The organism is Marinactinospora endophytica (assembly GCF_054780875.1).
Genome location: NZ_BAAGVM010000006.1, coordinates 226598 through 238776, shown reverse-complemented (window position 1 = coordinate 238776; position 12179 = coordinate 226598). Strand labels below are relative to the sequence as shown.

The 12179-nt window shown below is 70.2% G+C and carries 10 protein-coding genes; 3 read left to right on the top strand and 7 right to left on the bottom strand.

The features are described from left to right. Positions 1–89 precede the first annotated feature (89 nt). On the top strand, positions 90–713 hold the full coding sequence (locus ACYVHU_RS14005; RefSeq protein ID WP_235001002.1) for a DUF1707 SHOCT-like domain-containing protein: 624 nt from the start codon (positions 90–92) through the stop codon (positions 711–713). A gap of 52 nt (positions 714–765) precedes the next feature. Here ACYVHU_RS14005 and dhaL read toward each other — a convergent pair whose 3' ends face one another. From dhaL to ACYVHU_RS13985, 4 genes are all read right to left on the bottom strand, one after another. Further along, positions 766–1413, bottom strand: coding sequence for a dihydroxyacetone kinase subunit DhaL (gene dhaL, locus ACYVHU_RS14000; protein WP_078762267.1), 648 nt, complete (start codon positions 1411–1413; stop codon positions 766–768). Between the two features lie 26 nt (positions 1414–1439). Further along, a complete protein-coding gene (locus ACYVHU_RS13995) occupies positions 1440–2444 on the bottom strand; it encodes a dihydroxyacetone kinase subunit DhaK (protein ID WP_078762266.1) in 1005 nt (334 codons plus the stop codon). An 81-nt stretch (positions 2445–2525) separates the two neighbouring features. Then, a complete protein-coding gene (locus ACYVHU_RS13990) occupies positions 2526–3026 on the bottom strand; it encodes a hypothetical protein (RefSeq protein WP_432939020.1) in 501 nt (166 codons plus the stop codon). A gap of 172 nt (positions 3027–3198) precedes the next feature. Further along, positions 3199–3633 carry an OsmC family protein gene (locus ACYVHU_RS13985; RefSeq protein WP_432939022.1) on the bottom strand — a complete coding sequence of 145 codons (435 nt, stop codon included), beginning with the start codon at positions 3631–3633 and terminating at the stop codon, positions 3199–3201. A 175-nt stretch (positions 3634–3808) separates the two neighbouring features. Between ACYVHU_RS13985 and ACYVHU_RS13980 the strand changes: the two genes are divergently transcribed. Beyond that, positions 3809–5467, top strand: a complete 1659-nt coding sequence (locus ACYVHU_RS13980) for a catalase (protein WP_498948715.1) — start codon at positions 3809–3811, stop codon at positions 5465–5467. Positions 5468–5542: 75 nt separating this feature from the next. Here the strand turns inward: ACYVHU_RS13980 and ACYVHU_RS13975 are convergent, their stop codons facing one another. The 3 genes from ACYVHU_RS13975 to ACYVHU_RS13965 form a co-directional block, all read right to left on the bottom strand. Next, on the bottom strand, positions 5543–7177 hold the full coding sequence (locus tag ACYVHU_RS13975; RefSeq protein ID WP_498948713.1) for a hypothetical protein: 1635 nt from the start codon (positions 7175–7177) through the stop codon (positions 5543–5545). 617 nt (positions 7178–7794) lie between these two features. Beyond that, a complete protein-coding gene (locus ACYVHU_RS13970; protein WP_144390131.1) occupies positions 7795–8934 on the bottom strand; it encodes a hypothetical protein in 1140 nt (379 codons plus the stop codon). A gap of 95 nt (positions 8935–9029) precedes the next feature. Further along, positions 9030–11177 (bottom strand): 3'-5' exonuclease, encoded by a 2148-nt coding sequence (locus ACYVHU_RS13965; protein ID WP_078762260.1) that lies wholly within the window; start codon positions 11175–11177, stop codon positions 9030–9032. A 189-nt stretch (positions 11178–11366) separates the two neighbouring features. Here ACYVHU_RS13965 and ACYVHU_RS13960 point away from each other — a divergent pair, with 189 nt between their 5' ends. Further along, positions 11367–12074: a Crp/Fnr family transcriptional regulator gene (locus ACYVHU_RS13960; protein ID WP_078762259.1), complete on the top strand. Its 708-nt coding sequence runs from the start codon at positions 11367–11369 to the stop codon at positions 12072–12074. Positions 12075–12179: the final 105 nt, after the last annotated feature.

The following is a 12179-nucleotide window of genomic DNA, read 5'->3' as shown; positions in this document are numbered from 1 at the left end:
GCGAGCCGACACGGGGGCTGCCCGGCTCTCCTTTGTCCGATTACGATGGGAATCCGCTGAAGGAGCACGAGGAGTAGGACGGGAGGAACGTGAGCCCAGACGAGGTGAACAATGCCCTGCGCGCCTCCGACGCCGATCGGGAGCGCGTGGCCGAGATCCTGCGTGATGCCGCGGCCGAGGGGCGGATCACGCTTGAGGAGCTCGACGAACGGCTCGACCTGACCTACCGGGCACGTACCTACGCCGACCTCGCGCCGTTGACCGCTGACCTCCCCGCCACGTCCTCGGGAGTCGCCGTTGCCGGGTCGGAAGGCGGTCTCGTCCCGGGCGGGACGGAGCGAACCCTGGAGCTGAAGGCCAAGGGCAGCACGATCACCCGTACCGGTGCCTGGCGGGTCCCCGGCCAGATCATCGTCAAGAACCCCTATGGCACCGTCCGACTGGACTTCCGCAAGGCGGTGTTCACCACCTCCGTCGTCGATATCGACATCACCCTGTCGTGGGGCGAGGCGAAGCTCATCCTGCCCGACCACGCCTCCGCCGAGATCGAGGTCGACACCTCCTGGCTGGGAACCATCGACAGCCGGGTCAACGAGGTCGCCGATCCCCCGGCCCCACACCTGCGCATCACCGGGAAGGCGGCCGGCGCGACGCTGAAGGTGCGCTACGGTTCGAGATTCGACAACCTGGTGGCCTCGTGGGGCACGGAGTAGGCCCGACCCCCGTCGGGTCTCCCGGCCGCGGTGGCGGCCGGGAGACAGCCTCCTATCCCGATCTCCTGCCCACCACCACGCGGGCGGCCTGGAAGAACAGGGCGATGGTCAGGGCTCCCGGATCGGCCGCGCCCAACGCGGCCTCGCCGACGTAACTGGACCGGCCCTTCCGGCCGAGCAGTTCGCTGGTGCCCTTGGCGCCACGCTGGGCGGCCTCCAACGCGGCGTCCACGGCCCCCGCGAGGTCGGCGCCGTCGCTACGGGCCCGCTCCAGGGCCTCGGCCGCCGGGGCGATCGCGTCGACCATGGTGCGGTCGCCGACCTTCGCCGATCCGAGGCGCTGGATTGTCGCCAGGCCGTTGGCGGTGGCCTCGGTGAGCTCGCCCACCCCGAATTCCTCCCCGCCACGGGCGGCCTTCGCGAACTCGCGGAACCACATGCCGAACAGTGGTCCGCTGGTGCCTCCGCTGTAGGAGAGGAAGGTCGTGGACATGGTCTCGAACGGGTCGCCCAGGTCCCGGGGCGGATTGCGGACGAGGGCGTCACGGGTGCGTCGCAGGGCGGTGGTCATGTTCGTGCCGAAGTCGCCGTCGCCACTACGCCGATCGAGATCGGTGAGTTCGGGTTCGGCCCGTTCCACGGTGGCGATGAAGCCATCCACCCACTGGCTCGTCTGGGCCGGTGTGAATCCGGTCGTCATCGGTGCGGACTCCTTTCCAGGGGTGTTCACCAGGTCAGCGCCGGCGTGGACACCGGGGCGTCCCACAGGTCGACCAGGTCGTCGTCCGAGCGGATCAACGTGATCGAACAACCGGCCATGTCCAACGAGGTCAGATAGGTGCCCACCAGCGCGCGGTCGATGACGATCCCCTCCTTCGCCAGCACCTGGACGAGTTCGCGGTGGATGGCGTACAGCTCAAGGTCATGGGTGGAGCCGAGCCCGTTCACGATCGCGATGACGTGTTCCCCGCGGCCCAGCCCGAGGGGGTCGCGTACCCGATCGACCATCTCGGGGACGAGGTCGCGTACGGGGGCGAAGGGGTGGCGCTGGCGGGCCCGCTCACCATGGATGCCGACACCGAACTCGATCTCGTCGTCCGCGAGGTCGAAGGAGGGCCGTCCCTGACCGGGATGCGCCCCCGCGGCCAGGGCGACGGAGAAGGTGCGGGCTCCCGAGGTGATCCGCCGTCCCAGGGCGACGATCTCGTCGAGGTCGTCGCCGCGTTCGGCCGCGGCTCCGCAGAGCTTCTCGACCGCGATGACGGCCGCGGTGCCGCGCCGTCCCGGTCCCTCGCCGTCGCCGGTGTCGGAGGCGACGTCGTCGTCGACGAACACCGCCTCGGCGCGGATGCCGTCGTCCTCCAGCAGTTCCGCGGCGATGCGGAAGTTCAGCACGTCACCGGTGTAGTTCTTGACGATGTGCACGACGCCGCCGCCGGAATCGGCGGCCCGGGAGGCCGCCTGGATCTGGATGGCGGTGGGAGAGGCGAACACCGCGCCCGGCACGGCGGCGTCGAGCATTCCCGGTCCCACATAGCCGACGTGCAGGGGTTCGTGTCCCGACCCGCCCCCCGAGACGAGGGCGACCTTGCCGCGGCGCCGGCCGGAGTCCGCGCGTACCACATAGGACGGATCGCGGTTCCAGCGGATCCGACCGCGCTGCGCGGCCTCGAACCCCTCCAGCGCCTCGTTGACGAGGTCGGCCGGGTCGTTGACGAACTGCCGTCGCATGTGCCCCTCTTTCCACGTGGATTCTCTCCAGGGTCCCTCCCCGCCCAGGGGGAGGGACATGCGGCTTGTCGGAAAACGGACTCACGCGGTCGGTACCACACCGAGCGCGGTCGCGGTGAGTTCGGGGAGGTCGAAGCGGGCGGGATCGAGACGGACCGACACGGCCAGCCCCGGCGCCACCGACCAGAACGCCTGGCCTTCGGTGATCAGGCCGGGATCGGAACCGTGGGAGAAGGGGGTCAGCCGCCAGGTGGCGAGATCGCGTTCGTGGTATTCGGCCAGAAAATCCCGCAGACCGGCGAGATCGCGGAGACGCTCGCCCCGCAGTACCGCCACGCTCAGGTCCACCCGGTGCCCCTCCTCGCCGAGGTCGCGTTCCCACACCCGGGAGGAGAAGGCGACCCCGCCCCATTCGTAGGAGAAGTCGGAGACCGACGAACCGATCCCCGAAGGAAGATGGTTCACGGCGAAGCCGTCCACGATGCCCCCTTTCGCGCCTTCGTCGCCCAGCGCACCACTGTGCCAGGTGGTCGTGGTCACGGTGAACAGCGTGACGAGCAGGAGACGTCCGATCCAGGACATGGCGAACCTCCAGGGTGGGGCGGGCGCCCGATCTGAGCGCCGCACCTCCATGCTGCGTACCGGACGCCGGCCCTCACCACCGCAATCCGAGGGCTGTGGACAACCCGAGGCACGCCTGTGCGGCCACGACGGCACACGCCCAGAGGGAGAGGCCCGCGGAAAGGCGCGCCGGCTAGTCGCCCGGGCAGTCCCCGTCGTCAGGTACGACGTGGATCCTGAAGCGAGACGACTCCTCGCAGCCGAAGGGCCAGATCTCCTCGGCGGCGCGCGCGATCGTCTCCCAGTGGTCCTGACCCACCCCCTTGGGACGGACCGTCGCGCGGACGTCGAGGGCATAGCCACGCCCCCCGTCCCGTCCCAGCCTCACCCGGGTCTCGACCCGGACCGGCCGGCCGGCGCCGCCGCCCCCGTCGGCCGCCGCGGCCTCGGCCGCGGCGTGGTGCAGGCACGCCGCGAAGCCGGCGGCCAGCAACTGCTCGGGTGTCACCCCGCGACCGTTCGGCTTCAGGGGCGATGCCAACGGGGTCACCAGCGCACCCTCCTCGGTCCGCACACTCCCGTTCTCGGCGATCGCCCGCGCCTCGTGCACCGTCTCGTGTCGTCCCATCTCCTCGTCCCTCCTCCGTGCCGAGCGCGGGACGGCTACCCGGGCGGAGTGCGCCGAACCACCCCACCCCCGGGCGCAGACCCGGGGGTGGGGCCGTGATTAGGGCGAGGGGGTCGGGTAGCGGGCCGAGAACCCCACGAACACCGGTGCCGAGAGTAATCGAGGAAGTTCTGTCATGACGGACGTAGCAAGCCAGGGCCGCCGCAGCGGTGATGAGCGCCAGACCCTGACCAACCGGCAAGGCCACCCCGTCTACGACAACCAGAACCAGCGCACCGTCGGCGCCCGTGGCCCGGCGACGCTGGAGAACTACCACTTCCTGGAGAAGATCAGCCACTTCGACCGGGAACGGATCCCCGAGCGGGTCGTGCACGCCCGTGGCGCGACCGCGTTCGGCTACTTCGAGGCCTACGGGAAGTGGGGTGACGAACCGATCTCCCGCTACACCCGGGCCGGGCTGTTCCAGGAGGCGGGCAAGCGCACCGACGTCGCGCTGCGGTTCTCCACCGTCATCGGCGGACGCGATTCCGCGGAGACGGTCCGCGACCCGCGCGGTTTCGCGGTGAAGTTCTACACCGAGGAGGGCAACTGGGACCTTGTGGGCAACAACCTCGCGGTGTTCTTCATCCGTGACGCCATCAAGTTCCCCGACGTCATCCACTCCCTCAAACCCGACCCGGTGACCTTCCGGCAGGATCCCAACCGGATCTTCGACTTCATGTCGCAGACGCCCGAGTGCATGCACATACTCGTCAACCTGTTCAGCCCGCGCGGCATCCCCTCCGACTACCGTCACATGCAGGGGTTCGGCGTCAACACCTACAAGTGGGTGAACGACAAGGGCGAGACCGTGCTGGTCAAGTACACCTGGATGCCCAAACAGGGCGTGCGCAGCATGACCGAGGAGGACGCCGCCAAGATCCAGGCCCACGACCTCGGCCACGCCACCAAGGACCTGCGCGAGGCCATCGACCGGGGCGACTACCCCGAGTGGGAGCTGTTCGTGCAGATGATGAGCGACGACGAGCATCCCGAACTCGACTTCGACCCGCTCGACGACACCAAGACCTGGCCGGAGCAGGACTTCCCGCCCAAGCCGGTGGGCCGGCTCGTCCTCAACCGCAACGTCGTCGACAACTTCACGGAGAACGAGCAGATCTCGTTCGGAACCGGTGTGCTCGTCGACGGCCTGGACTTCTCCGACGACAAGATGCTGGTCGGCCGCACCTTCTCCTACAGCGACACCCAGCGCTACCGGGTGGGGCCCAACTACCTGCAGCTGCCGGTCAACCAGGCCAAGAACGCCCAGGTGCGCACCAACCAGCGTGACGGCCAGATGGCCTACTCCCAGGACAACGGGGGCCGGAACCCGCACGTCAACTACGAGCCCTCCATCACCGGCGGGCTGTGCGAGGCCCAGTACCCGACCCACGACGAGCAGGGCCCGGAGATCGTGGGCAGGGTGACGCGCAAACGCATCCCGCGCACCAACGACTACAAGCAGGCGGGGCAGCGCTTCCGGCTCATGGAGCAGTGGGAACGCGACGATCTGGTGAAGAACTTCGTCAACCAGCTCTCCCAGTGCGACCGTCCGATCCAGGAACGGATGGTCTGGCACTTCCTGCTGGTCGAGGACGAGCTGGGGCTACGGGTCGGGGAGGGGCTCGGCATCTCCCCCGAGGACGTCGCCCACCTGGAGCCGCTTCAGAGCCAGACCCTCACCGACGAGGACCGTGACCGCTTGGGCAAGCTCGGCAAGAACGGCCCTCGTGACGTCAACGGCCTGAAGATGACCCACACCGTTCCCAACGAGCGGTTCGAGGTCACGCGCTGACGGCGTCTGGACGACGGCGCGCGGGGCGCCCCGGCAGGTATCGCCGGGGCGCCCCGCGCGTGCAGACCGCCCAGGTCAGCGGCCACCGCCGCTTTGGTAGCGGAACAGCGCGGTGCGCGCCTCCTTGCGGACCCCCGGGTCGGGATGGTTGTCCCCGAGCCAGCTCAGCAGGAAGGTGGTCTCGGGATGGCCGAGCGAGGGGGCGAGCTCCAGCAGCGACGCTCCCTCGCCGCCGCGCCGGACCGGCAGCTCGCCGAGCCGCTCCTCGTCCAACAGGTTCATGCGCGCCATGGCGGCGACGCCGTCGACCATGACCCACGGCAGGTCGGCCGGCTCCAGCTCACCCTCCTTGAGGAAGCCCGCGTCGAACAGCCAGGCGCGGGCCTGGGGACCGAACGCCCCGTCCGCGCGCAGCTCCTCGTAGACGGGACGGGCCTCCTGGGGATGTTCCGCGGTGACGGCGCGGACCGTTCCGCGGTGCGTGCAGTCGTCCGTGCGCCGCGCCACCTCCACCAGCTCCCGCATCGCCCGTTCCGTGCCGCGTTGCCCGATCCACTCGTCCAGGTCGACGTCGCTGAACGGCTCGCCGGCCGCGGCACGCTCGACGAGCACCTCGGCGTCCTCGGCCATCAGTTCATCGAAGGTGCGGATCGTGTAGTCGTCGAGGACGAGTTCGTCGAACCCGATCCACTCGCCCAACGGCGTCAACCGGAACACCGGCTCGCCCGCGAGTTCGGCCTCCTCGCCCGTCGTCTCGCGCGCGACGGCCCCCAGGCCCTCCAGCTCGCCGAGGACCAGGCCCACCGCGCGGTCGAACTGTTCGGACTCCTCGTCGGTGAGCGGCCGGTCCTCCTCCAGGGGGTCGCCCATCTCGGCGACGACCTCGGAGACGAGCGTGCCGGGGAGCGGCAGCCTTTCGATGAACAGCGTCGTCACGATGGAGGCGACGAACTCGTCGGCCTCGGAGCCGAACGCCTCGTAGAAGTCGTCCTCGTCGAGCCCCAGCCGTTCGGCGAGCGCCTCCCCCAGCGCCTCGTAGGCCAGCAGCCACGCCTCGACGGAGTCCTCGGGGAGCGCGTCGTCGCCCTGCTCGCGAAGCCGGAGCATGGTCGGGGTCGCCTCGATCGCCTCGGCCAGGGCCGCCCCCTCCAGCAGCCGCGGGGCACGCCAGGTGTAGCCGGTCCGCCCGGGACCCGACAGGGGCGACAGCGGGGCCTCCTCCTCGCCCGACGCGATCGCGGCCATCAGCTCCTCGTCCAGCGACACCCCGCCGGACTCCACCTCGGCCTCGAACTCCGCGACCTGGTCGGGATCCTCGGGGTCGTAGCCGGCCTCGACCATGCTGTGCTGGAGGAACAGGGAGACCCGGTGCTCGGCCGGGTTCGCCACGGCCTGGCGGTAGGCGTCGGCGAGCGTGTCCAAGGTCTCCACCAGCTCCCCCGGCTCGTCGGAGTGAGGGTCGTACCATCCGCGTGCGCGCAGGAACTCCACCCAGGCCAGCAGCGAGGAGCGCACCTCCTCGACGCGCAACGGCGCGGCCATGTCCTCTCGGGGCAGCCAGTCCAGGAGCAGGGCGGCGACGTCGGAACCGTGCCAGCGCGCCAGCAGTCCGTCGCCGCCCAGGTCGGGCTCGCCGTACTTGAAGTCGAGGATCGTCTCCAGCGCCCACCGGGACACCTCGATCCGTTCCCTGCGGGCGTGATCGACCACTCGTGTGACGAACAACGAACGATACCGGTCGAACGTTTCCTGATCGGCGTTCGTGAACACCAGGCGCATGACGTGAGGACCAACCCGTGATAGAGGGACGAGGAAGAGAACGCGGAGGCCGCGGAAGAGGGCGGTGACCCGTATGGGGATGACCAGCGCCCCATCGGACACCGCCGTATGGCATGACCCTACCGCCGCGACGCGGCCACCCGGGTTGCGGTGGGGGGACACCGCGCGCAACGTCCTGTTCCTCCGGTGACGCATGACCTGCCGCTGCCTCCAGGGGCTCCGCCGCGCGCCAGGACGAGGCCGCGGCCGGTGGAACGCCAACGCGAGGATCCCCGCCGGGCGAGGGGCGCGAGAGGGGAGGCCATGGAGGCCGGTGGGGAACGTCCCGGCCCGCTCGGCGAACCCGGGACAGGGACCTTCGGTCACGGAAGAGGCGAGGCCGCACGGGCCGTCCCCTTACGGCGGGGTGCCCTCCTGGGGAAGGGCGACGGAAGAGTCTTCGAGGCGGGCCTCCCCGGGGCCGCGGGCCCCCTGCACCGCGGCTGCCTTCCGGGACGGACGGCACCCGCGGACCCGGCGCCCCCTGGCGGGGGAGCCCCCTCGCCTGTTCACGACTCGGCCGGATCGTCGTCCAGGTAGGGGTGGAACGGGACGATCTCCTCCCGGTCGGGCCGGAACCAGGAGCGCAGCGCCGGAGCGCCGGCCTCCAGGTCCAGGTCGGAACCGTCCGGTTCGGGGAGGTCGAGGCTGGTCGAGTACAGCCGTTCGTGGTCGAGGTCCTCGAACGCCGACTCGGTGAACGCCGCGAACATGTCCAAGACGGTCTCCTCCTCCATGCCGGCCAGGTCGATGAGCGCCGTCTTGGCGTTCTCGACGAGCAGGCGCAGGGCCAGCGCCTCGGCGGTGCAGGTGGGGGGAATCCAACGGGACGCGGTGAGCCGGGTGAACACGTTCGCCGAGGCGATGAGGAAGCGCTTGGCGAACCAGGCGTCGTAGTGGTGCCGGTAGCGGTCGGGGAGGTCGTGCAGGACCAGCATCGACTCGCAGTCGTCGGCGGTCGCCTCGGTCCCCTCCGGGGCCTCCCCGGCGTCCTCCTCCAGGTAGGTGATGTCGACGAACAGCTCCTCGGTCAGCACGGCGGCCCCCTCGACGAGGGCGCCCGCGGCCAGCGCGACGTCGGTCGCGCTGGGAGTCCTCCCGCGCTCCACCGCGCCCTCGTCCCCGGAGACGTGTCCGAACGCGCCCGCGTCGAAGGCGCGCAATCGGGTACCGCGCCGCAACAGCCGGCGCCGTTGCGCGGCGATCTCCTCCTCGGGCATGCCCGAAGGGCCTTCGCGGGAGGCCCCGAAGGACCGCTCCTCGCCGGCGACGGCCTCGGCGAGCTCCTCGTCGGTCACGGTCACCTCGCACTTGCCCACGGTCCATTCGGCGAGGGCACCGGTCCGTTCCAGGATCTCGTGCAGCAGCGCGACCGCGCCGTTCTCGGCGAAGGACAGCGCCGGCGCGTCGACGAGCAGGCGCACCGTCGCGCCAGTGCCGTGCACGGTGATCTCGTGGTCGTAGGGGGTGATCTCGACCCCGTCGGGGCCCTCCACCGTCGCGACCCGCTCAAGCCACTCCGACAGCAGCGCGGTCGCCCCGTGACGCTGCAGCTCGTCGAGCTCACCGGTCCCCGAGGGCGGGGCCAGTTCGGCGGTGAGACGGTACTCCACGGACAACTCCCAACACGACAACGAAGTACTGGGCATTAGAGCACGTTGTGCGGTCGCCCGCGCGTCCCCGCCCCGCCACGGGGTCCCGGGTCACCCTCGGCCGGGGGCGTGGGCGAGGAGAGGAGCGACCGTCACCGGCGCGGGCGGGGGAGGAAAGGGCTGGGCCGGCCGTGCCAGCTCACGTACAGCGATTCGCGGGCGCGGGTGCAGGCCACGTAGAGCAGGGACCGCTGGGCCGCCAGGTCGGCCTCGTGCTGGTGCTCGTCGACCTCGAGGGGGGTCACGTGGTCCATCCGCGGCAGTGCCTCGGCGGTGACGCCGACCACCGCGACCGCGCGGAACTCCAACCCCTTCACCCCGTGCATGGTCGTGACCCGGACGGTGCCCGTGGTGTCGGTGACGGCGTGCTCGCGCGGGTTGAACACCGCGACGGGCAGTCCGTGTTCGCGCAGGCGGCGTACGACGGTGTCGCGGATCCGCTTGGTGCGCGCCGTGACGCAGACGTCGCCCGGCGCGATGCCCGAGGACAGCCACCCCTGGACCCGCCGGGCCAGCGCGTCGAGCTCGGCGGTCTCGTCGGCCGCGCCGTACAGTTCGGGCGGGTGCCCACGCAGCACCGAACGGGTCGCACCGGAGGGTTCGGGGGTCGTCTCGCCGAGCTCGTCGATGCGCTGGCCGCGCAGGATCTCCCCGGCCCAGGTGAGGATCTCGGTCGTGGTGCGGTAGTTCACCCGCAACGGGTAGGAACGGCCGACGATCCCGATGCCCAGCTGTTTGAACGAGACGACGCTGTCGTAGATGCGCTGCCGGTTGTCCCCCGCGATGAACATGTCGTTGGGCCCGGGATCCACGGCGGCGCGCAGCGTCCGCCACTGCGCGGGGTGCAGGTCCTGCGCCTCGTCCACCACGACGTTGGTGTAGGGGCGTTCAGGGCGTGCCCGCAGGATCCGGGCGGCCTCCGCGTGCAGTTCCAGCGCCGGCAGCCGCCTGGTCTGGCGCATCACGGCGCGCGCGTCGGAGATGGCGTGCCACACGTCGCGCCGCTGGTCGGTGGTGAGGGGGGTGCTGCGGCCGCGCCGCGCGTCGGGGTCGAGGTAGCCCTCCAGCGTCGTGATCTCCTGGGCCATGACGACGTGCCGGTACTCCTGGTAGACGAAGTCCGCGGGCCAGGGCAGCTCGTGCTTGCGCGCCACGTTGGCGAACAGGCCCCGCGTGTCCGAGCGCAGCCGGATGTCGGGGTGCTCGTCCTTGACGACGTCCAGCGCCAGCTTGTCGGCGGTGATGACGTCGACGTCGTCGATCAGCTCACCGGGCAGCAGCAGCGCGAGGTTGCGTTTGAGCGACTCCACGAGCGCGTTGGTGAAGCTGGTGAGCAGGACCCGCCCGCCCAACGGGAGGTGCTCGGTGAGGTGCTTGACCCGGTGCAGCGCGACCACGGTCTTCCCGGTGCCCGGCCCGCCCGACACCTTCGCCGGACCGTTGAACCGGGGCCGGTAGGCCAGTTCCCGTTGTTTGGGGTGCAGGTAGACGCGCCAGGCGTTGAACTCGCCGGCCAGGACGTCCTCGATCTCCTGGTCGTCCTCGACGAGGACGACGCGGTCACGGGTGTTGCGGATCGCGCTGTCGTAGTCGTCGGCGGCCACGGCGCCCACGACGGGCTGCCGCGGCTGGACGACCTCGCGCATCACCCGTTCGACCGAGTGGCCCTGGGCGAGCTCGGTGAGCACCTCGTACTGGTCCTGCGGCAGCGCCGGACCCCAATCGCGCAGTTCTGCCGGATCGCCGATGGAACGGCAGAAGTCGAGGATCTCCTCGTCGATCCCCAGGCGTTTCAGGTCGTGGTCGCTGACGTGGTCGAACAGGCCACGGTCGGAGTGGTGATGGACGTCGGCCCGGTTCACGGGCTCACGGAGGGGCGAACGCTGGAGCGCGGTGGCGTCACGGCGCTCCAGCGTGCCCATGACGGTGTTGACGTCGTGGCGCTGGTCGCCGGCCCACTCCTCGGCGCTCTCGCGTGGGAGCAGGTGCACCAGCAGGAACGTCTCACCGGATTCGGGGGCCAGCATGACACCGGTCCACGAGTCGCTGATTCGAAATGTTCGGATCCGGGGGTCCTGTCCCGCGGGGAGCGACCTGATGCGCAGGTCGGGGTGGGCCAGCAGGGCCTGCAGGGGGAGTTCCCGGAACTTGCGCGTCGCGGCGAGTAACCGTTCCCGGGTGGGCCGGTCGAGCTTGTCGTATTGGGGGAGGCACGTCGCGTCGATGGCAAGCTGGGGCATGAGCCTCCTTCGCTACGGGCGCGTGTCTCGCGGGGGAGCCCGTCCTGCGGTGTCTCCCGGAATGTCTTCCCTTGATCTTGTAACGGCTGGTGCTGACAAAACGACCGGTACCGGCCAACCTCGATGTCCCCCGTCCTGGCTTTTCCCGAAGGGGAATCCTCTCCTCGTCGCAGAACTGAAAGGGGCGCGGTGGCAAGGCAGGGGTTCGGTGGTCTGCTGACCGATGAGCAGTGGCGGCGGATGGTGCGCTCGGGAACTCCTCGGCGTCACGCCGCCGGCCAGGTGATCATGCGGCAGGGGGATCCCGGTGGGAGCGTCCATCTCCTCGTCGAGGGACGGGTGAAGGTGACCCTGATACGTCCGGACGGCGAAGAGGTCATGCTGATCATGCGCACCGTGGGCGAGGCGCTGGGAGAGATGTCTGTGATATCAGGTCGGCCCAGAACCGCCACGGTCACGTCGGTCGGTCCTTCCCAGACACGGATGCTGACAGAGGAACGGTTCCGCGACTTCATCCGAAGCATGGAGCTCGAACCCCCGCTGCTACGTCATCTCGTCGAACGGCAGAACGAGAGCGATCTGCTGCGAGCCGAGCAGGTGACACTTCCGGCGGGCCGACGCCTTGCCGCGGCGCTGTTGAGGTTGTCCCGACTGTCCGGGGAACCGATTGAGCCCGGGCTCGGCGGCCCTCAAGGGGAGGGGGGACGGGGGGTCCTGTTGAGGCTGGGGCTGTCCCAGCGCGAGCTCGGCGAGTCCATCGGCCTGTCGCGTACCTCGGTCGCCGTCGAATTCACCCGTCTGAGGGAGATCGGCTTGATCCGCACGGGCCGGCAGTACGTGGCCGTCCTCGATGTCGAGCGACTCCGGCAGTTGGCGGAAGGCGACGTGGTGCTGTGACCCGAGTGGCGGGCGTCACTTTTGGTGCCTGTGTTCGATTCTGAACACAGGCCTTTGGCGGTCGGGCCCACTGTTGGACCGGGCGGGCGTTCCCTTCCCGCCCAT

Bases quoted from the DNA above. Each gene is read 5' to 3' on its own strand.
- dhaL (WP_078762267.1), bottom strand. From the start codon at position 1,413: ATGACGACCGGATTCACACCGGCCCAGACGAGCCAGTGGGTGGATGGC.
- ACYVHU_RS13995 (WP_078762266.1), bottom strand. From the start codon at position 2,444: ATGCGACGGCAGTTCGTCAACGACCCGGCCGACCTCGTCAACGAGGCG.
- ACYVHU_RS13990 (WP_432939020.1), bottom strand. From the start codon at position 3,026: ATGTCCTGGATCGGACGTCTCCTGCTCGTCACGCTGTTCACCGTGACC.
- ACYVHU_RS13985 (WP_432939022.1), bottom strand. From the start codon at position 3,633: ATGGGACGACACGAGACGGTGCACGAGGCGCGGGCGATCGCCGAGAAC.
- ACYVHU_RS13980 (WP_498948715.1), top strand. From the start codon at position 3,809: ATGACGGACGTAGCAAGCCAGGGCCGCCGCAGCGGTGATGAGCGCCAG.
- ACYVHU_RS13970 (WP_144390131.1), bottom strand. From the start codon at position 8,934: ATGCCCAGTACTTCGTTGTCGTGTTGGGAGTTGTCCGTGGAGTACCGT.
- ACYVHU_RS13965 (WP_078762260.1), bottom strand. From the start codon at position 11,177: ATGCCCCAGCTTGCCATCGACGCGACGTGCCTCCCCCAATACGACAAG.